Annotated in this window: 26 protein-coding genes and 1 CRISPR repeat array; of the genes, 18 read left to right on the top strand and 8 right to left on the bottom strand. The window is 31.4% G+C overall.

All coding sequences use genetic code 11. The features are described from left to right. The first annotated feature begins 10 nt into the window (after positions 1 to 10). The 15 genes from cas7e (at position 11) to GCL60_RS11615 (ending at position 17,850) form a co-directional block, all read left to right on the top strand. On the top strand, positions 11 to 1,186 hold the full coding sequence (cas7e, locus tag GCL60_RS11685) for a type I-E CRISPR-associated protein Cas7/Cse4/CasC (RefSeq protein ID WP_153420841.1): 1,176 nt from the start codon (positions 11 to 13) through the stop codon (positions 1,184 to 1,186). Then, on the top strand, positions 1,183 to 1,860 hold the full coding sequence (cas5e, locus tag GCL60_RS11680; protein WP_153420840.1) for a type I-E CRISPR-associated protein Cas5/CasD: 678 nt from the start codon (positions 1,183 to 1,185) through the stop codon (positions 1,858 to 1,860). The genes cas7e and cas5e overlap by 4 nt, the downstream gene beginning before the upstream one ends. Continuing rightward, positions 1,861 to 2,514: a type I-E CRISPR-associated protein Cas6/Cse3/CasE gene (gene cas6e, locus GCL60_RS11675; protein WP_153420839.1), complete on the top strand. Its 654-nt coding sequence runs from the start codon at positions 1,861 to 1,863 to the stop codon at positions 2,512 to 2,514. 2 nt (positions 2,515 to 2,516) lie between these two features. Then, positions 2,517 to 3,443: a type I-E CRISPR-associated endonuclease Cas1e gene (gene cas1e / locus GCL60_RS11670; protein WP_153420838.1), complete on the top strand. Its 927-nt coding sequence runs from the start codon at positions 2,517 to 2,519 to the stop codon at positions 3,441 to 3,443. Further along, the gene (gene cas2e / locus GCL60_RS11665) at positions 3,424 to 3,702 is read left to right on the top strand and encodes a type I-E CRISPR-associated endoribonuclease Cas2e (protein WP_153420837.1); all 279 of its coding nucleotides are present in this window, start codon (positions 3,424 to 3,426) and stop codon (positions 3,700 to 3,702) included. The genes cas1e and cas2e overlap by 20 nt, the downstream gene beginning before the upstream one ends. A 95-nt stretch (positions 3,703 to 3,797) precedes the next feature. Continuing rightward, positions 3,798 to 8,710: direct repeats of the CRISPR family, unit length 29 nt; unit sequence AGTTTCCCTACGCACGTAGGGATGATCCG. Between the two features lie 207 nt (positions 8,711 to 8,917). Next, positions 8,918 to 9,109, top strand: a complete 192-nt coding sequence (locus tag GCL60_RS11660; RefSeq protein WP_153420836.1) for a hypothetical protein — start codon at positions 8,918 to 8,920, stop codon at positions 9,107 to 9,109. 1,303 nt (positions 9,110 to 10,412) lie between these two features. Further along, positions 10,413 to 10,667 (top strand): hypothetical protein, encoded by a 255-nt coding sequence (locus GCL60_RS11655; protein ID WP_153420835.1) that lies wholly within the window; start codon positions 10,413 to 10,415, stop codon positions 10,665 to 10,667. A 63-nt stretch (positions 10,668 to 10,730) separates the two neighbouring features. After that, positions 10,731 to 11,783: a cysteine synthase family protein gene (locus GCL60_RS11650; RefSeq protein ID WP_153420834.1), complete on the top strand. Its 1,053-nt coding sequence runs from the start codon at positions 10,731 to 10,733 to the stop codon at positions 11,781 to 11,783. Beyond that, complete coding sequence (locus tag GCL60_RS11645; protein WP_153420833.1) at positions 11,780 to 13,105, top strand: hypothetical protein; 1,326 nt, start codon at positions 11,780 to 11,782, stop codon at positions 13,103 to 13,105. Before GCL60_RS11650 ends, GCL60_RS11645 begins: the two co-directional genes overlap by 4 nt. A gap of 4 nt (positions 13,106 to 13,109) precedes the next feature. Then, the gene (locus GCL60_RS11640) at positions 13,110 to 13,991 is read left to right on the top strand and encodes a GHMP family kinase ATP-binding protein (RefSeq protein ID WP_153420832.1); all 882 of its coding nucleotides are present in this window, start codon (positions 13,110 to 13,112) and stop codon (positions 13,989 to 13,991) included. A 281-nt stretch (positions 13,992 to 14,272) separates the two neighbouring features. Next, positions 14,273 to 15,253, top strand: a complete 981-nt coding sequence (locus GCL60_RS11635; protein WP_153420831.1) for a hypothetical protein — start codon at positions 14,273 to 14,275, stop codon at positions 15,251 to 15,253. Positions 15,254 to 15,301: 48 nt separating this feature from the next. Continuing rightward, positions 15,302 to 15,745: a hypothetical protein gene (locus GCL60_RS11630; protein WP_153420830.1), complete on the top strand. Its 444-nt coding sequence runs from the start codon at positions 15,302 to 15,304 to the stop codon at positions 15,743 to 15,745. A 54-nt stretch (positions 15,746 to 15,799) separates the two neighbouring features. Continuing rightward, on the top strand, positions 15,800 to 16,363 hold the full coding sequence (locus tag GCL60_RS11625; protein ID WP_153420829.1) for a ZrgA family zinc uptake protein: 564 nt from the start codon (positions 15,800 to 15,802) through the stop codon (positions 16,361 to 16,363). 179 nt (positions 16,364 to 16,542) lie between these two features. Continuing rightward, positions 16,543 to 16,950: a hypothetical protein gene (locus tag GCL60_RS11620; RefSeq protein ID WP_153420828.1), complete on the top strand. Its 408-nt coding sequence runs from the start codon at positions 16,543 to 16,545 to the stop codon at positions 16,948 to 16,950. A 141-nt stretch (positions 16,951 to 17,091) separates the two neighbouring features. Continuing rightward, on the top strand, positions 17,092 to 17,850 hold the full coding sequence (locus tag GCL60_RS11615; RefSeq protein ID WP_153420827.1) for a substrate-binding periplasmic protein: 759 nt from the start codon (positions 17,092 to 17,094) through the stop codon (positions 17,848 to 17,850). 10 nt (positions 17,851 to 17,860) lie between these two features. Here the strand turns inward: GCL60_RS11615 and GCL60_RS11610 are convergent, their stop codons facing one another. The 6 genes from GCL60_RS11610 to GCL60_RS11585 all read right to left on the bottom strand — a co-directional run bounded on the left by GCL60_RS11610 (position 17,861) and on the right by GCL60_RS11585 (position 21,501). Next, the gene (locus tag GCL60_RS11610) at positions 17,861 to 18,283 is read right to left on the bottom strand and encodes a thiol-disulfide oxidoreductase DCC family protein (protein WP_153420826.1); all 423 of its coding nucleotides are present in this window, start codon (positions 18,281 to 18,283) and stop codon (positions 17,861 to 17,863) included. A 76-nt stretch (positions 18,284 to 18,359) separates the two neighbouring features. Continuing rightward, positions 18,360 to 19,184 carry a DinB/UmuC family translesion DNA polymerase gene (locus GCL60_RS11605; RefSeq protein ID WP_153420825.1) on the bottom strand — a complete coding sequence of 275 codons (825 nt, stop codon included), beginning with the start codon at positions 19,182 to 19,184 and terminating at the stop codon, positions 18,360 to 18,362. Then, complete coding sequence (locus GCL60_RS11600) at positions 19,185 to 19,613, bottom strand: Y-family DNA polymerase (RefSeq protein ID WP_153420824.1); 429 nt, start codon at positions 19,611 to 19,613, stop codon at positions 19,185 to 19,187. A 7-nt stretch (positions 19,614 to 19,620) separates the two neighbouring features. Further along, the gene (locus GCL60_RS11595) at positions 19,621 to 20,235 is read right to left on the bottom strand and encodes a glutathione binding-like protein (RefSeq protein WP_153420823.1); all 615 of its coding nucleotides are present in this window, start codon (positions 20,233 to 20,235) and stop codon (positions 19,621 to 19,623) included. A 151-nt stretch (positions 20,236 to 20,386) separates the two neighbouring features. Next, the gene (locus GCL60_RS11590) at positions 20,387 to 20,800 is read right to left on the bottom strand and encodes a LexA family protein (RefSeq protein WP_153420822.1); all 414 of its coding nucleotides are present in this window, start codon (positions 20,798 to 20,800) and stop codon (positions 20,387 to 20,389) included. 50 nt (positions 20,801 to 20,850) lie between these two features. Next, positions 20,851 to 21,501, bottom strand: coding sequence for an SOS response-associated peptidase family protein (locus GCL60_RS11585; RefSeq protein WP_153420821.1), 651 nt, complete (start codon positions 21,499 to 21,501; stop codon positions 20,851 to 20,853). 187 nt (positions 21,502 to 21,688) lie between these two features. Between GCL60_RS11585 and GCL60_RS11580 the strand changes: the two genes are divergently transcribed. The 3 genes from GCL60_RS11580 (at position 21,689) to GCL60_RS11570 (ending at position 23,061) form a co-directional block, all read left to right on the top strand. Then, positions 21,689 to 22,135, top strand: coding sequence for a GyrI-like domain-containing protein (locus tag GCL60_RS11580; protein ID WP_153420820.1), 447 nt, complete (start codon positions 21,689 to 21,691; stop codon positions 22,133 to 22,135). Between the two features lie 95 nt (positions 22,136 to 22,230). After that, on the top strand, positions 22,231 to 22,668 hold the full coding sequence (locus GCL60_RS11575; protein WP_153420819.1) for a hypothetical protein: 438 nt from the start codon (positions 22,231 to 22,233) through the stop codon (positions 22,666 to 22,668). 195 nt (positions 22,669 to 22,863) lie between these two features. Then, positions 22,864 to 23,061, top strand: a complete 198-nt coding sequence (locus GCL60_RS11570; RefSeq protein WP_153420818.1) for a hypothetical protein — start codon at positions 22,864 to 22,866, stop codon at positions 23,059 to 23,061. Between the two features lie 27 nt (positions 23,062 to 23,088). Here the strand turns inward: GCL60_RS11570 and GCL60_RS11565 are convergent, their stop codons facing one another. Both GCL60_RS11565 and GCL60_RS11560 read right to left on the bottom strand, forming a co-directional pair. Further along, positions 23,089 to 23,484 (bottom strand): hypothetical protein, encoded by a 396-nt coding sequence (locus tag GCL60_RS11565; RefSeq protein ID WP_153420817.1) that lies wholly within the window; start codon positions 23,482 to 23,484, stop codon positions 23,089 to 23,091. Next, positions 23,477 to 24,436, bottom strand: coding sequence for a hypothetical protein (locus GCL60_RS11560; RefSeq protein ID WP_153420816.1), 960 nt, complete (start codon positions 24,434 to 24,436; stop codon positions 23,477 to 23,479). Before GCL60_RS11560 ends, GCL60_RS11565 begins: the two co-directional genes overlap by 8 nt. Positions 24,437 to 24,461 lie beyond the last annotated feature (25 nt).

The following is a 24,461-nucleotide window of genomic DNA, read 5'->3' as shown; positions in this document are numbered from 1 at the left end:
GGAGAATTTTATGTTTTTTGAAATTAGTATTCTTCAACCATTTTGCTCTGTTAATTTAAATCGAGATGACACCAACTCTATTAAAACGATAGATTTTGGTGGATACAAAAGACAACGCGTTTCCTCGCAATGCTGGAAAAATGCGGTAAGAAAAAACGAATATTTTTTTACGGAAATAAATAAAGATCAAGGTATTCGTACTAAAAAAATTGCTTCTGAAATTTTTCAACAAGCTGGTATTCAAAATATAGATGAAAAAATTTCAAAAAATATGGGAGAGTTTTTAAAATCCATTGGCATGGGCGAACTTGAAGCACAGAAAAAATCAAAGAAAAAAGGGAATGATCTTTCTAGCGATGAAGAAATGAGTGTAGAAAAACTAAAAACACTTTTTTTTACAAGTAAAAATGAAATTAAAATAGCTGCAGAAATATTAAAGAAACATCAGTTCGATCCCAAAATTTCTGCTGATGAATTCAATAAGGAACGTAAAAAACTTCCTTTATCTGCAGATATTAGCCTCTTTGGTAGAATGGCTGCATCCGATCCAAAATTAAATGTAGATGCTGCGGTTCAATTTGCTCATGCAATTTCAACAAATGAAATTTATATTGAAGACGATTTTTTTACCGCTCTAGATGATCTTGCTAACAAAGAAGAAAACTCCGATGCGGGAGCGAGCATGATGGGTTCAACCCAACTTGCAAGCCCATGTTTTTATCGTTACGCATGTATTTCATGGGAAATATTAATGCAAAATTTAAATCAAAATAAAGAACTTGCCATTCAAACAATGGAAGCCTTTTTTAAATCCTTTATTTATTCGGTACCGAGTGGAAAAAATAATTCAACAGCACCCGCAACAGTACCTGAATTTATATTATTAAGTTCATCTAAAAAACAACCTTTAAGTTTAGTAAATGCATTTATCAAACCAATTCATATGGGTAAAAATTCTAAAAAATCATTAATAGAAGAATCCGCAGAAAGTTTAGTAAACTATTTACAAAGACACAATGAAATGTATCACTGGAAAAAAGAAAGAGAAGCTCTTTGCATTCATCAACTTAACAAAGAACTTGAAATTTCAGATAAATTAAAATCAATAGGTATTGCAACAACAAATTCAGACTTAAATCATAGCATTAATTTATTTTTAAAAGATACAGCTTGGAGTCATAAATGAAAAAATGGAGTCTTTGTATTAATTTACAAGGCGCTATGCAATCGTGGGGCACAGAAAGCAAGCTGTCCTTCCGCAGTACTTCATTAAATCCAAGCCGTTCTGGAGTAACAGGTATTATTGCAAGTGCCCTCGGTATAGAAAGAGATGATGAAATCGCATTAAATGAATTAAATAAATTACGTTTTGCTTCTCTGCAATTAAATAAACAAATAAAATCGGTTGAAAAAGATTATCACACCATTCTTAATGTTCCTAAATTGAGTGGTGGGATTAAAGAAACAGAACTTTCAACAAGAATTTATTTAGCAGATTGGCACTTTTTAGCTTTGTTTGAAGGCGAAAAAGAATGCTTAGAAAAAATCAAGCATGCCCTTGAATACCCACGCTGGCATATTTATTTAGGGAGAAAATCTTTTCCGCCAGCTTCTCCTTTCATTTATGGCAACGCTTTAAAAGAAGGATGTTTTGAAGATATTTTATCGCAAAACGGAGAATATCAATTATATAAAGAAATGATTGATACAGAAAAAACGGAAAATTTATGTAAAAAAATAGAATATGATATTCCCTTTTCTTTTGCCGACAGGAAGTTCAACCAACGATCTTATTATGAAGATTGGGTCGATATTGCAAATATTCAAGACTCCATTTTTCCTGTAAAAGGAGAAATATAAATGATTTATTATACTAAAATTGAATTTAAACCCAATATGGATGGATTTAAATTTTTAGGCAAAAAAAACCTAAATTATGAAATTCATCAACTTGTTGAAAATCTTCAACCAAATATGACTGCAAACGACCGCATTTTATGGCGCTTCGAAGAATTAAAAGATCGTATGCCTTTTGTTTTAGTACAAACTAATTTTTTGCCTAATATTGAAAGAATGAAAAGTCATTTAAATTATAATAAATTTTTAAAAGATGAAATATTATTTAAATCTTTAAATTTAAACTCAATAAAAGGTGAAAAATTCTTTTTTAAGCTAAGAGCAAACCCAACTAAGACAAAAAATAAAAAAAGAATTCCTATTGGAATACCATCTAAAGAAAAGCTATTTGAAACACAAAATAACGAAATTTCAACTTGGTTAAAAAACAAAGAAACGCTGCATGGTTTTTCAATCTTAAATTATGATTTTTATAATGAAAATATTATAGAAATGAATATTTCTAAAAATAAAGAAATTTCTGCCGTTTTCAATTCCATTCTATTTTCTGGTACTTTAATGGTTCATGATCCCGAAAAATTTAAAAAAACAATTGAAAATGGGATAGGTTCGGCAAAAGGATTTGGATTTGGTCTTCTCTCTATTAAGAAATTATAAATATGAAAGACCTCCGAATCCTACCTAAAATAAGAGATAGTTTAAGCTATTTATATATCGAACAAGGTATTATTGAACAAGATGACAAAAGTATTTCTGTTTTTGATGAAACAGGAAAAGTACAAATACCTGTTGCCTCTCTCACTTTGTTACTTTTAGGACCTGGTACAAAAATATCTCACGCTGCTGTTAAAACAACTGCGGATGCAGGTTGTTTAATTGCTTGGTCAGGAGAAGAAAGTGTTCGGTTTTATGCTTGTGGCATGGGTGAAACAAGATCTTCTGCCGCAATAATAAGACAGGCTTTATTATTTGCAAACAAAGAAACAAGAATTGATATTGCTAAAAAAATGTATCGAAAAAGATTTACCGATCCTCTACCTGAAAATTTATCTATTGAACAACTCAGAGGTAAGGAAGGAGTTCGAGTTCGTTCCATTTATGATCAGTCCTCAATAAAATATGGAGCAAGCTGGAAAGGGAGATCCTACGACAGAAAAGACTGGAAAAACTCAGACGATTTTAATCGAGCATTAAGCGCAGCAAACTCTTGCTTATATGGCGTATGTCATTCCGCAATTGTTGCTTTAGGATATTCTCCTGCTTTGGGTTTTATTCATGTCGGAAAACAGCTTTCATTTGTCTACGATATTGCAGACCTTTACAAAGCTTCATTAACAATTCCTTTAGCATTTGAAGTGGCTTCTCAAAAACCAACTGAATTAGAAAGAACCGTTCGTCTCAAATTACGTGATGAATTTAAAAGCCAAAAAATTCTTTCTCGGATTGCTGATGATATTCAAGATATTATAGGTGAAGAGAATGATAACAAATTTCAATTTGATTCAGATCCTGCTGCACCAGGGTATTTAGCTGGCGAAGATTCCCTAATGCCCGGAGGAAAAAACCATGGTGGTAATCATTCTTGAATCTGTACCTCAAAGCCTTAGAGGTGAACTTAGTAGGTGGTTAATTGAGCCCCAAGCTGGAGTATTTGTTGGTAACGTGTCAGCTATGGTAAGAGAAAAAATTTGGGCTAAATGCCAAGAAGATTCTCAAGGTGGAAAAGGAACGTTAATTTATAACTACAATAATGAACAAGGATTTGAAATGGTTTCATTTGGGGATTCACGAAGGCAAATAACCCTATTTGACGGCCTTTTTTTAATAAGGATGAACAAAAACTGACTCAAACATGTAATTTGATAACCAAATATCTTATTTTTAGATGTTTAGTTGACATAACTAACATCTTTTGGAACATTCTTGAATAATGTTCTGCTAGTTTCCCTACGCACGTAGGGATGATCCGGTGTTATTTTTAAAAAAAATATTTCTCTTACAAGTTTCCCTACGCACGTAGGGATGATCCGCTAAATGCTGAGGAACTTCTATTATTTCTGGCAGTTTCCCTACGCACGTAGGGATGATCCGAACATCAAAAACAGCGTCAATGATATCTGTTTCAGTTTCCCTACGCACGTAGGGATGATCCGTATTTACAGTAAAAAAGATAATATTTTCCAATAGTTTCCCTACGCACGTAGGGATGATCCGTAGAAATGAAACGAATAATATTAATTACAGTATAGTTTCCCTACGCACGTAGGGATGATCCGATGTTTAGTTAAAAAAAATATATTTAATTCAAAGTTTCCCTACGCACGTAGGGATGATCCGAAATATTGGAGTAAATAAATGAGATCAAACCTAGTTTCCCTACGCACGTAGGGATGATCCGTAATGCTTAAACGTATTGCTTTGGGAAAAATTAGTTTCCCTACGCACGTAGGGATGATCCGTATTTAAAAGCCGACAATGAATTGATGGACTCAGTTTCCCTACGCACGTAGGGATGATCCGGCTTCTATCTTATTGTCTAGTGCTTCAATGAGAGTTTCCCTACGCACGTAGGGATGATCCGCTTTGGCCTCTGGAATTTGTTCGCCTCTGTAAAGTTTCCCTACGCACGTAGGGATGATCCGAACATTCGTCAAGTAGTAGTCGGACAAGAGAAAGTTTCCCTACGCACGTAGGGATGATCCGCTACTTCGATAGGGCATTTTACAAATGGCATTAGTTTCCCTACGCACGTAGGGATGATCCGTTGAAAAAGATGTAAAGGTTTATTTTGAGTCTAGTTTCCCTACGCACGTAGGGATGATCCGTTAAGTTAATCCGTTACCATTCGGGTAAAGAGAGTTTCCCTACGCACGTAGGGATGATCCGTATCTCCAGTGTGGTAAATGTTCTCATAAACAAGTTTCCCTACGCACGTAGGGATGATCCGAACCCATCTAATGAAAAAACAACTAATTGCCCAGTTTCCCTACGCACGTAGGGATGATCCGAGTCTGATAGTATTTAAATATGGAAGGGCAAGAGTTTCCCTACGCACGTAGGGATGATCCGTTGAAAATCTAACTTCAAACGTTGATAATATTAGTTTCCCTACGCACGTAGGGATGATCCGTTATATAGGCGTGGCAATGGTTTGTCATGCTAAGTTTCCCTACGCACGTAGGGATGATCCGAAAGTTGACACGGCTCTTGACAATGAGTTAGGAGTTTCCCTACGCACGTAGGGATGATCCGTAGATAATTGTATTAATTTTACAGCTAAAATAAGTTTCCCTACGCACGTAGGGATGATCCGCTAGTACGCTACCATTCGGGTAAAGAGCTAACAGTTTCCCTACGCACGTAGGGATGATCCGTCTATGCAGAATGGGCACCGTTTGCAAAATTGAGTTTCCCTACGCACGTAGGGATGATCCTTGCCCAGGGGTAAATATTTTAGTTGATGAAGGAGTTTCCCTACGCACGTAGGGATGATCCGGTGCTTAATTCCTATAGAAATGGAACATTAGAAGTTTCCCTACGCACGTAGGGATGATCCGTAGGTGAAACTAAGGTACAGGTTAAAACACTGAGTTTCCCTACGCACGTAGGGATGATCCGATTGGGTCAATGAAAACTTCGGTATCTGGGTTAGTTTCCCTACGCACGTAGGGATGATCCGCTTGCAAGTCAAAAAGTTTCAACCAAGAGTTTAGTTTCCCTACGCACGTAGGGATGATCCGCTCTCTGTTAAGTGATACGTCGGTAGAATCTCAGTTTCCCTACGCACGTAGGGATGATCCGAAACAGGTAGAGGGATAATCGAAGTAAGATTAAGTTTCCCTACGCACGTAGGGATGATCCGTCACTAAACGCAACACTAAAAGAAGACTTGTAAGTTTCCCTACGCACGTAGGGATGATCCGATAGTTGACGGTAACAAAATACCAACTTTTGAAGTTTCCCTACGCACGTAGGGATGATCCGCTGTTGTTGCTGCATTAAATGATGTAAGAGATAGTTTCCCTACGCACGTAGGGATGATCCGGAATCATTTTTTAACTCTTGCCTTATGCCTGCAGTTTCCCTACGCACGTAGGGATGATCCGCTCCAGTATTTGACGATCTTTGAAATCGACTGAGTTTCCCTACGCACGTAGGGATGATCCGTTAAGGAGGCAGAAACAGCAGAGAATGGTAAAAGTTTCCCTACGCACGTAGGGATGATCCGATATTGTTATTAAGCCTTTTACTAATAATATCAGTTTCCCTACGCACGTAGGGATGATCCGATTTGATGCTTGGAAGAATTAAAGATGAAAATTAGTTTCCCTACGCACGTAGGGATGATCCGACAAGCAATAGAGAATTTAACAAAAAAAGGAAAGTTTCCCTACGCACGTAGGGATGATCCGAATTAGCGGCTAGTCCTGATAACGCATATGTGAGTTTCCCTACGCACGTAGGGATGATCCGACGGGTGTTTCTCTTGTGTCCGAGTTTCAAGAAGTTTCCCTACGCACGTAGGGATGATCCGTTATTTGATAAACATCCCAGGACGATAGCTGAAGTTTCCCTACGCACGTAGGGATGATCCGTCAACTTGACGATCGGTAGCGGAGCGTCTGTCAGTTTCCCTACGCACGTAGGGATGATCCGTACGAGAGCAGTAAATTCTATTTCTAAAAATTAGTTTCCCTACGCACGTAGGGATGATCCGATAATATTAATAATGAAACTTCATTAGACAGTAGTTTCCCTACGCACGTAGGGATGATCCGATAGAAGCAAGAGAGGGACAACCAACATGATCAGTTTCCCTACGCACGTAGGGATGATCCGTATGTAAAAACAATAATGCTCATGAAAGATCAAGTTTCCCTACGCACGTAGGGATGATCCGGTTCGTTTCAAAACCCGTATTTTGTTAGTTCCAGTTTCCCTACGCACGTAGGGATGATCCGTTATTATTACTGGTGGCGGTATAAATCATCCTAGTTTCCCTACGCACGTAGGGATGATCCGTATCAAAAAGTGTTTCTTTAAGTAAGAAAAAGAGTTTCCCTACGCACGTAGGGATGATCCGAACAAATCCATTCCAAAGGCAGATTATTTTTGAGTTTCCCTACGCACGTAGGGATGATCCGGTTTCCTCTATCTCTATATTCAACAATTATACAGTTTCCCTACGCACGTAGGGATGATCCGTATTTCCAATGGTCAACAGTCTCGATGTAACCAGTTTCCCTACGCACGTAGGGATGATCCGAAGGTTAAAAAGGAAAAAGAAGAAAAGCCTAAAGTTTCCCTACGCACGTAGGGATGATCCGGTAACGTCAGATTCTTTCAGTTGATTGCCATTAGTTTCCCTACGCACGTAGGGATGATCCGTTTAATGTTATTGTACCACGACAATTCCTGAAAGTTTCCCTACGCACGTAGGGATGATCCGATGATCCTAGAAACCGCTCAAATTCTATCCACAGTTTCCCTACGCACGTAGGGATGATCCGTTTAAAGCATGAGAGTATATAAATAAGGAAGGAGTTTCCCTACGCACGTAGGGATGATCCGTGCTATTCAAGTGGCAGAATTTTTTCAAAGCCAGTTTCCCTACGCACGTAGGGATGATCCGTTGGAGTTGCCTTTAAATCATCAAATGAGGCAAGTTTCCCTACGCACGTAGGGATGATCCAGCTGATAATTAATTTGTGCTTTAACTGCATGGAAGTTTCCCTACGCACGTAGGGATGATCCGTAGCTATTGATCTTGAAACATGAGATTTTTGCAGTTTCCCTACGCACGTAGGGATGATCCGTGATCGCTATCAACTTCTACTTCTATGGTGGCAGTTTCCCTACGCACGTAGGGATGATCCGTGATTAAGCTCTTGGATTCTCTCTTGTGTTTCAGTTTCCCTACGCACGTAGGTATGATCCGGAGGCTGTAGAGGGAGGACAATTCTTTAACCTAGTTTCCCTACGCACGTAGGGATGATCCGATGTTGTGAATTGCTAACACCGCCGACAGCATAGTTTCCCTACGCACGTAGGGATGATCCGTGAGTGAGCTTGTTAGTCCTAAAGATCAGCTAAGTTTCCCTACGCACGTAGGGATGATCCGAAACTTAAAAAGGGAGCAAAACAAAATGAAGAAGTTTCCCTACGCACGTAGGGATGATCCGATTGTAACGACTATCAAATCATTTTCTTGTAGAGTTTCCCTACGCACGTAGGGATGATCCGCTGTCAGGATTAAAATCATTAATAAAGATTCTAGTTTCCCTACGCACGTAGGGATGATCCGTCATCATCTGCTTTTTCACCGAGCAACGATTCAGTTTCCCTACGCACGTAGGGATGATCCGACTGCTTTCTAACCAATATTCTTTAGGGTGAAAGTTTCCCTACGCACGTAGGGATGATCCGAGGGAACTTAGAGAAATAGAAGACATAAATTCAGTTTCCCTACGCACGTAGGGATGATCCGTATTTGTCCCACCCAAGCCACCAGAGCCAGACAGTTTCCCTACGCACGTAGGGATGATCCGTTCTCCGTTTAGTGATATATCGGTAGAATCTCAGTTTCCCTACGCACGTAGGGATGATCCGTGGTAAACGATGCCGTAGTTGAATATTACAGCAGTTTCCCTACGCACGTAGGGATGATCCGAGATTTTCTTAAAAGAAATTATGGAACTTCACAGTTTCCCTACGCACGTAGGGATGATCCGTGCAATTGAAGTGGCAGAATTTTTTCAAAGGTAGTTTCCCTACGCACGTAGGGATGATCCGATTTAGGCACACAGAATCTAAACGTCAATTAGAGTTTCCCTACGCACGTAGGGATGATCCGGAATTCTTGGACGAAAACTACCGGATTATGCAGTTGTAATTAATGAAACTTTTTTATTCTTGAATTTTAAAAATTTGTTGCAAATAAAATTTTTTGCAGATATTATTAATCAATACTATTCCTTATTTATCGTTGACAAATAAGGATTAAAATTAAGGAAAATAAATTTTTTATTCCTATTTGTAAAAATAAAAAAGCGAGATTACGATGTTTGTTTCTGACATTGATTTACAAAATAAAGAAATATCTCGATTAAAAACTTTGAATACTTCGAATTTTATTCAATTAAATCAAGATAGTATTATTGATAGTGCCGTTTGTACAACATTATGTGTATTACTAGATGTTTATTTAAGAAAAAACGTACCATATTTTAATTGTGTACCTGTTTTTTTTTAATAATATTAAAAAAAACTTAGCCTTTATTAAAAATGCTCTTAAAAATCAAAAAATGTTATTATGGAAATACATAAAAAACAACAATCATCAACTTATTCGATTGACATCTCAGATATTGCAAATAATGAGGATTATTTTTGTAGAAAAACCTCTAATCTAATATCATTGTTTATAAAAAATATATACAATGATATCACAAAAAAACAAATAGAATTACTGGACTCTTATTACATTATATATCCACATAATAAATCTTTGAAAAATGTTTTTAATTATTTAAAAACTAACTCTAAAAAACCTAGATTTTTGTTTTTTCATTTACAAATAATATATCTGTTACTTCTAGAAGAACAAAAGATTATTTCATTCATGATGGAAAAACATGTTATATTGGAAATAAAAATTTATCGATAGATACTATATTTTCTTATTCTGAAATTAAGAATTCATGCTATTTAATCATTGATGAATTTGATTATCTTTTTTATGATCCAAACTATGGTATATTACAAGACAAAAAAAATAATATAGAAGATCTTTTCAGGTATTTAATATTAAGATATGACATGAATTTCTCTGATAACATTGCATTTATTTTTAATGAAATTAAATTATAAAATAGAGTGCAAAATGAGAGCATGCCCAATTTATCTTGATAGCAATCCCAACCCTCGGGTATACACAAGACTCTATACCCACCCCCCCCTTTTTTTCATTCATAATCAAAAAAATCGAATCATAAATACTTTAAAATAATTTAAGATAACCCAAAATCCTACCCAAATTATAATTTGCTATAATTTTAATCATTATAACAAAAATATCTTTTTGCAAATTTTTTGCTTTAAATCCATGTGAAGGTATCAAAATTATTTATAAATACTTTTAACCTTTCTTTTTCTATACCTAACCAAAAAATACACGATGTAATTCTTAATATCATTTTATATTCAATATTTTAAAGTGTTTTCGTTTTATATTAAGGACACTAAAAATATAATTAGAAAAATAATAGCTGAAAAAAAAAGTTAAAATAAAAGTCTTCCAACAGTTGTCCCATCAAAATTTTTTATGTAGTATTTTTGAAAGAGCCACTGAAGAGGGCTATGCGATTTTTTTAACATGCAGTTTAGTGAATGCTAGACATAGAAAGACTTAAGTTTACATGAACATTTTGCGACGTTTCGCTAAAAAAAGCATACTCTTCTTATTCCATAAAATAAAACAAATTAAAATTTTTTTATTTTCATTTGTTTTTCTAATTTTAAGCACGAATCATCCTTGTTTTAATTTAAATGAACAAATGTATTACATTGAATCTAATGAAACAGAAAAATCGAGTTCAAGCAAAACAACAAAAATAGAAAGAGCAAGTTCAAATTATTTTCCCATTTGCGGAACGAGCATAGATAACGAGCAATGCTGCAAAAATTTTATGAATGAATCGGCTCAATTTACTGTTCGAAATAGAAAAGAGCTGCAAAAAAATCAATATGTTCGACGAATAAATATCACCGCTCAATTTCATAATGATTTATTAAGACCGCCCATTACTTAATCCCATTATTTAAAATCAAATAACAATTCAATATCTAATATTCATCTTTAATAGGATTAAGACATGAAAAAACTTTATCAAAATGTAATGCATGCTGTTGGAAATGTACCTACTGTTCGCTTAAATAATATGAATGAAATATGTAAATTTCATAAATTATATTTAAAATTAGAGTCCTGTAATCCTGGTGGAAGCATTAAAGAAAAAAATGCTGTTTATTTAATTGAACAAGCAGAAAAAAAAGGTTTGCTTTCTAAAGACGGGATCATTGTTGAATCGAGCTCCGGAAATTTTGGAATTGGCCTTGCTATTGTTGGAGCTGCTAAAAATTACAAAGTATTTATCGTTGTAGATGCAAAAACGCCTTCAGCAACAAGAAGAATGCTTGAAGCCTATGGAGCAACTTTAATTGATGTTCCTTTATCCGAAGCAGATGCAAATGGATCTATGCAAGTTGCTCGAATGAAAAAAGCGGAAGAAATTGCAAATTCAACTTTAGGTGCATGGTATCCATGCCAACACAAAAACTCAGAAAATCCTACAGCACACAGCATTTATACAGCTCAAGAAATTTCAAATGATTTTGAAGGAGCTCCCGATGCGATTGTTATAGGGCTAAGTACTTCTGGACAACTAACAGGAATTGGATCTTTTTTTAAAAAGTTTTATCCAAATACAAAAATCATTGGAGTCGATGTTGCTGGTTCCTGTATTTTAGGAACACCTCCGCATCCTTATAAAATGACGGGACTAGGACTTTCTTTTATCCCACCACAATTTAATGAAAATTTGATAGATATTGCTTACAGTGTAAATGATAATTTAGCCTTTTCTGTTTGTCGTACTTTAGCTAAAAAAGAAGGTTTATTATTAGGAGGATCAACGGGTGCTATTGTTGCCGCTGGTCTTTCATACGCGCTCGATACAAAAAAAGAACAATCCATTTTAATGATAAATCCTGACAGAGGAGATCGTTACTTAGATACGATTTACAATAATGAATGGATTGAAAAACAAAATATAAAATTAAAATCAGATGAACTTCTTCATACTGAAATTACTAATTTAAAACCTGTTGAAAATTTTTATTATAGAAAACAAAGTAAAATATCATGAAAAATTTATTTATAAAAAAAATGTATACCTTATGGAAAGAGTTTTTACCGCTTTCTATTAGCGATGTTACCATGGCGATGGGTGATCCCATGGTTAATACGGCATTAGCGCATATGCCTAGGACTCAAGAAAATTTTGCGGCATTAGGTTTTATTAAATCAATTGTTGTTTTATTTGAAAGTCCTATTATTTCCATGCTTCATGCTTCTAATGCTTTATCTGGCAAAAAAGAATCACGTGAAGCTTTATGGCGTTTTTTATTCATTTCATGCGGTATTTTAACAACATGTTTATTGATTCTTGCAATACCAACTGTTTTTTATTGGTTATCTGTTAATTTATTTGGAATTTCAAATGAAATTTCTTCTATCGCCCATAAAATGTTTTTATGCCTTTTATTATGGCCATCCTCAATTGCAATTCGAAGATATTTCCAAGGCATTTTAATTATCAATGGAAAACAGAAGACATTAGCACACGCGGGTTTTTTTCGTTTTTTTGTCTTACTTATATCTCTATTTATTGGATTTTTATTAAATATCAATAGCGGTATTTTAGCTGGCGGATCTATGATGATTGGGGTTTTAGCAGAAACCATCTTTGTCATTTTTGCGGCTCAAAAATATAGAAATACATTTAAAGAAACAAAATCACAAAAAGAAGACATTCATCATTTAAACCCGAAAAGTGTAAAAGAGATTTGGATCTATTATTGGCCATTAGCTCATTCTATGGTTCTTGTTTGGGGTGGTAGAGCTCTCTTAATTTTATTTTTGGCACGCGCAGCAGATAGCTCAATCTCTCTAGCTATTTGGCCCGTTACTTGGGCTCTCGTTCTTGTTTTTGCAAATACAACAAGAATGATTCAACAAGTTATTATTCGCAACAAAGAAAAATATCATCCTTATGATTTTATTATTTTTGCTCTAAGTGTTGGATCCATTCTATCTTTCTTTATTTTATTTTTGGTTACAAGCACCTTAGGAAAAAATACTCTCATTTTATTTATTGGACAAAATGAAAATTTATTAAATGGGGTTCAAAAAATATTAACTATTTGTTTTTGTATTCCCATATTTGTAGCGATGCAAAATGTATTGCAAGGACTTTTAATGGGAGTGGGAAAAACAAAAGAAATTAATTTTGCGACCTTATCAGGAACCGCAATTCTTTTAATGATTTCTTTTTTGGGAATTTATTTAAATTTTTCAGGAGCTGTTGTTGCCGCTTATTCTATGATTATTTCATTTATTATAGAAATTTTAATTTTAAGCATAAAAGTTCCTTGGAATTATTACATTAATAAATATTTAAAAAGGTAAAAATATGAAATATACTGCTGTAGCGCCTGGTACATGTGGCGAACTTCTTCAAGGTTTTATCGACGACCAAGATTTTTTAATAAATAGTCCTATCCCATTTTTTGCAAAAGCAATTGTTACCATTAATAATAACTCTAATTTAATGGAACCATTAGAAGAATCAAAATATTCTAAAATTAATAATATTATTAAAAAAATTTTTTCTCACTTTAACATAGATGAAAAGGTATCATTAAATCTTGAGATTGATTCTAACATCCCTAGAGGAAAAGGACTTGCATCTAGCACTGCGGAACTCACTGCCGTATTATTAGCATTAAGCAAGGCTTTAAATAAAAATTTAAGCGATAATGAAATCACAAATTTATTGATTTCTGTAGATCACTCCTCTGATGGTGTTTTTTTACCAGGAATATCTTATATTAATCATTTAAAAGGAAATATTTATAAAAAATTTAAATATATTCCATCATTATCTTTTATTATTATAGACTCTGGTGGTGAAGTATCTACTCAAAAATTTGATAGAAATCTTGCAAGATATATTTCCATAAAAAATGAAAATTCTTTAAGAAGCGCTCTAAAAATGATAATAGATGGATTCAAAACAAAAAATCTCCATCTCATAGCTAAAGCAGCAACATTAAGTGCTAAAATAAACCAGAATGTATTATATAAAGATCCATTAGATACCTTAATTAATGGAACAAAAGATTTTGGTGGGCTTGGTGTCAATTGTGCACATACCGGAACCGTTTTGGGAGTCATGTTTGATCATAATACAACAGATCAAAATCGTTTACTTGATCGTGTACACTCTCTTATTCACCCCCTTCCTATCCTTGGTGTTTATCCATTAATTTCGGGTTCAAGAGTAATAAATTAATATACTATTTATATATTATATATTTTATTTTTTATTATTTTTTTAATTTATTTAAATACTTTTTCATTAAATTTAATATTGTTTCAACACATTTAATAAAAATATACTTATCAATTTCTTGTTTTTAAAACAAAAAAAGATATATTAAAAATAGGATTGAAAGATCTCAACTCCTACTGAGGATAGCTAGTTGATAGAGCAAGCTTTACTCTATAAAATTTAAATTTATTTGCCGTAATAAATAATCCAAAAAAAATTAAATAAAAAGATGGAGTTCAAAAATGGGAACGAAATTAATTAAAATTGGTACATTATTTTGTTTTGTTACTTTTCCAATATCAATATATGCATCAGAAGAATTCAATTGTATAATTGAATTTGAAAACAATTCATCTGTAAATTTTATCAATAAAAACAATTTAGATGAATGTTTTGATAAGTTAAATAACAAAGACATAAAAGCAGCAACTATCATTAGCTCTGCTAGTTTAACTGGAACAAAAAATCATAATTTCATTTTATCTAAAGAAAGATCAATAACCCTTGAAAGAATAGTTAAATTAAAGTATCCAGATATTTTAATTAAAAAAATTTCTATGGGAGAAAACAAAGATTTAGGAAGAAAAAATGAAATCGTTTTTATTATAAATGATGAATCTGATAAAAAAAGAATTTCAGAACTCAGTCAATCTTTGGAAGATTTAAAATTAAAAAATCAGCAATATGAAATAAATAAAGAAATTAATGAAAAACAAAGACTAGCATCTATTGATAATGAAATAGAGCAAAATAAAAAAAATGAGAAAAAAAATGCCTTTTTCAATGAAAATCCAAATTTTCGTGTCGCTATAAGAACTGGAATGGATACAGTCGTTGATGGAAGATATTTAAATTATTTATCTGGAGGTGCTGAATTTGCATGGATAAATAGAAATACATTTATTCGACCAGAAGTTGGTGTTAAATTTATGTCTTCCATAAGTGGCGTTAAAATAAATGAACAAGAAGTAACAAATATTATGAATGCTTATGGATTTTTAGGCGGCGGCATAGGCTTAAAAGGATTTGTAACTGGAGCTCGACTTCTCTTAGGTAATGAATGGATTGATATTAATAATAAAACAGAAAAAATAAATGAATTTGCTATTGGCGGTGAAGGCCGTGTTGGATATGAATGGGAAAAAGGAATATCCTTATTTGCAAGTTATGCCTTAACAAAAAGAATCCAAATGATCGGTGCTGATATTGGATATAGTTTTTAAACACATTCATTCTTTATATAAATATATTACAATTAAAGGAAAATTTTTATGACAAATTTATCTTCAACATTTATTGAAAAATTAAAAAATTCTACTAATGATCTTATTTCAATTCAAAAAGATATTGAAATTAAAATAATAGAAAAAAGAGAAATTGAAACAGAAAACTTAAATGACTTAAAAAAATCATTAGATAATATTCAAATTCAATTGCAAGAAAGTATAAAAAAACATGAAGCTTTTAGTGAAAACATACACTCAGAGAATTTTTTAGATTCTCTATTAAAAAAACTAGATGAAATTAAACCATTTTTTGAAGATGTACTTAATAAAATTAAAATGTATTCACATAATTTAAGTAGCGCTATAGATATTACAGCGTTAGAGCTTAAGTTATCTTATATCTATAAAGTAATTTTTCTCCGTGAAAAAAAAGAGCAAATCATAAATAAAGCGGAAGAAATAAAAGAAAAAATATTACCAAAAAATTGATTTGTTTTTAAATTTAAAAATATTTATAATTAAAAAATAAGGAATAAATTTATTATGAAGTGTAAAATTTTCATGTCTTTTATATTAATTTCATCAATATTTCATTTACAAGCCAAAGCAAAAATAGAAAATAATATGGAAGAATTACATAATAAAACCGCCGAAATAGATATTGGCCTCTCTTTTTTTAATAAGAAAAAAGCGAATATACATCTTCGTATTCCATCTCAACAGGCTTATGGTTTTGAAGGCAAATCCACAACCCCTGAACAAGAAGAGATAGTAAATCGTGTAATTGATCAATTTAAATCAGATATTTCAAATATTATTTTATTGGGTGAAAATTGCACTTACGAAGTTGGTGGTATAGAAAAATTTGCGAATGCAAGTGAAAGCTCTTATCAGTATAAAAAAGGAGAAACTAAAAAAATGAAAACGGATTATTTTGTTTTTGAATCCGATATACATATTACATGTAACAGAGATCTAAAAAATGAAAAAATTGGACTCAATTTTGAAAAATCATTTAAAGGCATAAGTAGAATATCGATAAGACTAAATGCAACTCATAAGAGAAATTTTGTAATTAATAATTCAAATGGCAATTTTAATTTTTGATAATTCATGTTCATTCTATTTCATAAAAAATAATTTTATATAAATTTTATGAAATTCTTATTCATTTCTTTTTAATACCTTTCTAAATAAAATAGTGCTTTCCTTAATTTGACATTTATTTTTTTTAAAATTATTATTTTAATCTTAAGTCCCATAACAATTTAATAGAAAGGTATTTTATGCTGCGTAGTTTAGCTTTATCCTTGGTATTTGCTATTCCTGTTTTAGCAAATGCAAAATCTATTTTAGAACCAGGTGAAACTCTTACTTCCGAAAGAGTTTTACAATCTCCTAACCTATGCTTTACTCTAAGTTTTAAAGACAAAGGAAATTTAGTTCTTTCCAATAGATCAGGTAAAATGATTTGGAGCACTGGCACATATAATACGAATGCAACACAACTTTATATTGATTATGGCAGCAATTTAAGGTTACAAACCTCACCAAATACTCCCATTGGTTGGCAGACAAATTCAAAAGGAGCTTTTGGATTTCTAAGGTTACAAAATGATGGAAATCTAGTTATTTACAGTGATTCTTTTGTTCCGCTATGGCACATAGGTACCGCTGGCGCTCCATGCGGCTAATCAAGCATTTTTATCTTGGGTAACAATATTTTAATTTATTGTTGTTACCCAAATTTTTTAAATATTTTAATTCCTTTTTCTTAAATACGATAGAATTCCGCCGATAAGCGCATGTATTCCTAAATTTATAAGGAGCATGAAATGACTAAAAGACTTTTAAGACCGTTTATTATACTAGCTTGTTTCTTTAATTTATCCTCTTATGCTGAAGACATTACTTTATTTTCTGATGATTTCCCTGGCGAAATAGAAAAAAGAGGTGAAAATGATCTTGGAGGCATTGGTGGTGATATTGTTATTCAAGCTCTTAAAGCAAAAAAGATCTCCTATAAATTAGAGATAAAACCTTGGAAAAGAGCGTTTACAGAAGCTTTAACAAATGAAGATAAAAAGTCTTTTATTATCCCTTTGACAAGAAATAAAGAAAGAGAAGAAAAATTTGTATGGGCTTCCAAAATTTATGAAGCAAAAACCATTTTTCTTACTATGTCAGGAGGCAAAAATATAGACAGTATGGCTGATGCGAAAGGCTCCAAAATTGGGGTCTTGGCTGGGTCATCTTACGAAAATATTTTATCAAACTCCGATAGTAAAATAGAAAAAAGCAGCATTGACGCCGTACCAAACGATATAACAAATTTTAAAAAACTAATCGGTAAAAAAATTGATGCTTGGTTTACAATAAATATAGTTGCTCTTACTATGATTAAGGCAAATTTAAAGGCCGAAAATTTAAATGAAAGTAACTTTCGCATAGGAAAAGCGATTGCCGTTCAAGAAAAATATATTGCAACGACATCAGCAACTTCTCCAGAGTTAATAAAAAAAGTAACAGACGCAATAGAAGCTTTTAAGAAAACTCCTGATTATAAAAAACTAACAGATAAAATTGGTAAATAAAATCTTTATTTTATTCAAGTTTATTTAGTTCTATCCTTTTTTTAATTTCTTGAACCTCATTTGAGGATTCCACTAATATCCTTTTTTTTAAAGTAGAATCAATTAATAAACAAGATTCTACTTTATTAAAAAATTGATAGCGGTATTTTGCAAATAAATTATAGAAAAAGTTTAAAATAAATTTAGGAATAATATTCAATATATAAAATAAATTCCAAGGAAACTTTAATAATTGAAAAATTTTTAAAACAGCGACAGAACGTGTGTATACTTTATTTTGAAAAATTAAAATTACTGTATTTGGCGTATCATTAAAAAAATAACGAAATGCCGAAAATAAAAAAACTTCTTTTTTGTCTTGTCTGATAACAAATTGTATAAATTTATTACAAATGAGACATTGATCATCAATAATTATTACAGGTTTATCCATGACTTAACCTCACCAATGAGGTAGGATACCATTATTTTAGAATTTATTAAAGACAAATTTCAGATATAGAATAGGCTTATTTAACCTCAATCAACTCATTTAAATTTGTTGAAAATTTTTTAGACACAAACCCTCTTTTTGCAATCCATGCTTTTTTATCAAAAGAATCTGCAAAATTAATTGTAAACATTCCATTTAAGTCATTGATTTTATCTACAACACTCGTTATCGAATTTTCTTTTTGTATTTCTCTAAAATCAAATAAATTGGAAGGCAATATACTTCTTTTTTTTAAATCAAAAAGAACAATACCACATTTTTTGTAATCTTTATTTTCTTTAAATATTTTTATTAATGCTAATTTGGCATATTTTAAATAGTCTGGTGTGTAGCAAGAATAATAAGGCAAACGAATATTTATAGATTCACTATAAAAATCACCTTTATGATAACTTGTACTTAAGTAAACAGTAAAGTACTGCGCTTCTAATTGCTCTTGCCTTAATTTTTTACAGGCAATCACAATATGGTTGGCAAGGGCTCCAAAAATATCTTCTCTATTTCTTACTGAATTACCAAAACTTCTAGAGACTGTAATGCTTTTTTTAGGTTCACTAAACAGTTGCAACTCAATACAAGGCACTCCTTTTAACTCTCTAGCAATGTTTAAACCTTGAATTGTAAAATGCTTTCTTAAAAATAATTCATCAAGCTCAATAAATTGATTTGCAAAAGAAACACCAAATTCATTTAATTTTTTAGAATACTGATAGCCAATTCCCCAAATATCTTTTACTTCCGTTCTTTTTAAGGCTTCTTCAATATGTTTTTGCTCATATAAAGCCAATACTCCATTTGCTTTTAAAGATTTTTTAGCTATTTTATTTGCAACTTTTGCCAATTATTTTGTAAATGAAATGCCTACTCCACATTGAATTCCAGTATTTTGATATACAGTATTTTTTATTTTCCAACCTATTTCATTTAATTTTTGCTTAGGGATATGAGATAAATCAATAAAAGCTTCATCAATAGAATAAACTTCAACCTCTGGAGAAAAGGTTTCTAAACATTTCATAAGCCTTGCAGACATATCTCCATAAAGTTCGTAGTTAGAAGAAAAGTATTGAATATCATACTTTTTAATGAGATCTTTTATTTCAAAAAAAGCTTGCCCCATTTTAATTCCAAGAGCTTTTGCTTCATTACTACGACTAACGATAGCACCATCATTATTGGAAAGAACAACAACAGGCTTGTTACGTAATTTTGGATTAAATACACGTTCACAAGATACATAAAAATTATTTCCATCAATGAGGGCTATCATATTTCAACTAATTTAAATTATTTTCTTCTGCCAAACTTTTTGCAATAGCAGGGCGGTTTTTAAGATTTTCAAAATAAGCATTTATTTTAGGCCAAGCTTTACGTTCAACACCAATATGATCAAACCAAGTTAAAATAACAAACAAATAAGAATCTGCAAAAGTGTAATGATCCCCTACAAAAAAAGAATGTTGTGTTAGTTCTTTCTCAATATAATTGGTTAATTTATCAAGCCTTGGTCTTAATACAGAGTTTTTAATTTCTTTTGAAATTTCCGGGCTAAAAAAAATACCTACTGTTTTATGAAAATCAGAAGAAATAAAATTTAGCTTTTCGAGTACACGATAACGTGGCAAAGCCATTTCTCTTGGTATAAAATTTCCACCTTGTGAGTGGTTATCTGCTAAATATTGTAAAATAACAGATCCCTCTGTAAGAATTTCACCACTAGAAAGTTGCAATACAGGCACAGATCCCTTTGCATTTATTTTTGTGAAATCCATTCCACTTTCTGTAAGAGATGTTTTAAAATCTACTTTTTCATACTGGCAATCCAGACCAAGTTCATTAATAGCAATACGTGAAGCTAGAGAACAGGAACCTTTTGAAAAATAAAGTTTCATACATTACTCCTTTAAAAAAATATAAACAGCAGCATTGAGAGCAAAAAGAAATTAAACTGAATTGAGTTTACGATCAACACGATCTGTTTTATTATTTTTTTAAATAAAATATAGCTCACCAAATTTAATATAAATAAATATGATATTATTTTTATACGGAATGAATTACAGTTGTCACAACGCCCCAAATTTCAAAGTCCATTCCTTCTTTTATAAAAATATTTTCATAGGAATCATTCTCAGCTGCTAAAATAATTTTATGATGACGAATTAAAAATCGTTTTACCGTAAACTCACCATCAAGTATAGCAACTACAATATTTCCACTAATTACTTTTAATGATCTATCAACAACAAGAATATCTCCACTATGAATACCAGCACCGATCATAGAGTCTCCTTGACTTCGTACATAAAATGTTGATTCAGGATGTTTTACAATATAATCGTTTAAATCTATTTTTTTATCTATGTAGTCTGTTGCAGGAGAGGGAAATCCAGCACAAACAGTACTAAAAGCAAAAGGAATATAAATTTTTGTTTCAAAAGATGGTTTAAAATACATCACAACCTCCTTACCATATATTTGTATGGTGTTATGACATTTGTCAAAGGCTATTTTCGTTTTTCCCAACCTTTTTTTAATGGTCTATCAATTTCAATTGACATTTTAGGCTCCTGCCTATTACTGAGTAACTGAATAAAATTCTTTCCATCATTATTTTCACAATCAAACCAATTTTCAAAAGTTTTTAATTTTTGTTTTAAAAATATTGGGGATCTTTCATGCCCTATTTTCCTGACAAACTCACCAGGCTCTGATGTTAAAATAGAAAACGACGAAATCACTTCACCCGTCTCCTTATTCATCCAATAGTCAAAAATAGCAGGAACAAAAATACATTCCTCTAAGTTAAATTTAACCATATTTCCTGCAAATTTTCCTTCATAGATAGGCTCAATAAACGTAGTTATGGGAACAAGACAATGATTTTTTAAAAAAGGTTTTTTCCATGTTGGCTTTTCCAATACCGTTTCGAGGCGGGCATTATGTGTGGCAAACTTTGGTTTACGATCATGAGACCAAGAGGGAACTAAAGAAAAATAAAATAACTCAATAAAATATTCATTATTCTTATACTCAATAATAGGAGATTGTGAATGTGGTAAAATTCTATCTTTCCATTCTATCGTGTTTAAATGCAAACTAAATATAGACAATGATTTTTGAAAAAGAATTTTATCTACAAGAAATTGTGCACACATAAAAGAATCTCCGTTAGTTTAAAAATATAAAATAAGTTATTTCCTGAAAGGTATTATTTGTATAATAATTTAAAATTTAAAAAATAAATCTTTGATAAAAAACTCCTACTAAAATGATACAAAATATCAAGATACTCTTTTTTAGTTATCATATCATTCCTTAACCATTTTATATAAAGGAGAAAAAATGGAAAATAAGCAAATCTCTAATGAAATATTAATTGCAGGCATTGAAATAAGAACAACTTTTATAAATGGAAAACATTTTAAAGACATTGGAAAACTATGGCAAAAAGTCATGAGCCATAATGAGTTACAAAAAATACCCTGTACAAAAGACAAATCCTTATACTGTATTTATTATGACTATGAAAATGAAGATAAAGGAGAATACTCTGTCATGATTGGAATGGAGGTATCTAATATACAAGAAATGCCTCAAAATTTTAAAATTATGAGAATTATACCTGGAAAATACAGGACTTATCAGACAAAAACCCAAGACCCTACAGAAGTCCAAAAGATATGGCAAAATGTATGGAATACCCCAAAGACAGAATTACATAGAACCTTTAAAACCGATTTTGATCACTACACAGATAAACAAGTATTCGTTTTTATTGGTAATTTATAGGGATATTAAGGTTACAATAATTTAATTTTACACGTCATTAAAAATAAACTATATTAAAAATTATTTTATAATCCTTTTTTATTTGGGGATTTTTTATGGGTGCAAAAAATTTCTTACTAACCGCTGACATAGCGAAGGGAACCACAATACAAGGTGGAACCCTCATCCCTTTTGCCATGGGAATCATTAATGGTTCCTCTAATTGCTCAGATACGATGAGAACCGTTTGTGTTGAGGGAGATGAAAAAAATATTATATTTGCCCCTTGTGGCTATATGACCCCAGCATACCCCATCCCTGGAATGGTATTATGCAAAATCACAAAATTGCACTCAAGCCATATTTCCGAAATTGCTACAGATGATGGTAAAAAAATATTATATGTAGGTTCTGGATCCTTTGAAACAGAATATCAGGTTATAGCTCCAGCTCAGCAGCCTACCCCAACAGGACCTATTCCAGACACTAAACCTAAATACACAGGAACAGGCTCATTTACGGAAACAGGCCCTCATACATGTGAAGAAAAATAAATATTAAACCAGTAAATACATACAATTACATAAAAAATAACTAAAATAAAAATAAAATAAATAAATATTATTTTTACTTAACCGAATAAAAATAAATGTTCGTATTTATTAAGTTAAATCATAATTATAAAAGTAACTATTTTTTAATTTAAAAATAAATGCATCAATAAAAGATCATAAAGAATGAGGTTTTTTATGCAAAATTTTAATTATGATGAAGAAAATGATATATGGATCATTAAACACCCCATTAATGAAGGTGATATAATAGAAAAATATAATGATAAAACAGAACTCTGGGAAAGATATAAAGTCCAAAGAGATTCTAATGGCAACTGGCATTTACCCAATGGGGAAACATTTAGTAAAAGCTGGATTGTAAGACATCCTTAACTAAAACAAATTTTAAATCCCATAAAATTAAAATTCATCTGGCAAATATATTTCTTCCCCATTAGGCATAACGGTAATAGTTACGTTACCTTTTCTAAATACAGTTGTTCCTTCAGGCTTTATCTCAAGAAGAACCCTGTCTTGAGGGTCTTTTAACCACGCTACATACTCTTGTGGAGACATTTCTTTTATTTTTTTATTTGCTTCATTTTTTTCTTCATTTTCATTTACATTTTTGTCTGATTTAGTTGACTCTGTTTTTTCAGGAATTGATTTAGAATTTGGAATCTCATTTTTATTTTCTTCAGGATTTGATATTTTTGAAGCGTTTAAATCTGTGTCGTTTTTTCTTGTAATATAAAAAGAGATAAAAACTAAAACAAAAATAATTGAAAATATATAAAAAATTTGTTTTCTACTCATATCCCACCCACACCAAATGATTTAAAGTTTTATTTTTTCTTTTTAATTTTACTACCACAAAATTATTTGCAATATTATCTTGACTACATTTTTCATCTAAAAACAATAAATTATGAAAACATTTTTCATAAATTAATCTAGTAGATTTCATATAAGGAATCATTTTATAATGATCACTTAAACTTTCTTTAAAAGTATCAACATTACTATTTATAGACTCAATTAATAAATAAGATGTCTCTGTCTCATTAAAATATTTTTGTTTTGTCTTTGATAAGTTCATAAGGAAGGTATTTATAATTTCACTTGTTAAATAAGGATATCTAATTTGAGTCGAATCAAACCAATTCAAAAATTCATTAATGGACTCATTGCCCAATTTTTTTGACAGAGATTCAAACGATTTATCTAAAATATCACTATATTTAGGGTAGGAAATTCTATTATTTGCTTTATCAATTAAATACTGCTCTAAGTCATTTATAATAAAAGCGGTTGTAATATCTCCTAAAAAATTATCATTTTTACATGTCTCTATGTTACTATATGTAAAATTAGATAAATCATTAGATAAAAAATTAATTTCATCTTGAGTTAAATTATAAATACCATTTGGTTTTAAATGTTCAATTAAGTTTAGTCTTGTATTTGAATCTATTTTTTTAAACCAACTAAAAAAACATCCTTTAACAATTTTTGTTACCTCAGGCATAACATTAAAACTAATTGATAAATTATTATAATTATATTTAGAACCTTTTAATCTTTGTTTTAACCAAATATCAGCATAAGTCATTTCTTGTGGAGTTAAAATTTGCTCTTCAGAAGATACAAAAAATATTTTATCCATTTGTTTTGAAGCTCTTAAACTTCCTTTAATATTAATGATTGGTAAAGAATAAGAGCTAAAACTAAAAAATAATGTGAAAATAAAAACAAAATTTTTAAACATAAAAAACGCCTCAAAATAAAATCAG

This window comes from Silvanigrella paludirubra (assembly GCF_009208775.1).
Lineage (GTDB): Bacteria > Bdellovibrionota_B > Oligoflexia > Silvanigrellales > Silvanigrellaceae > Silvanigrella > Silvanigrella paludirubra.
The sequence above is the reverse complement of the archived record's forward strand: the minus strand, read 5'-3'. Positions and strand labels throughout refer to the sequence as shown.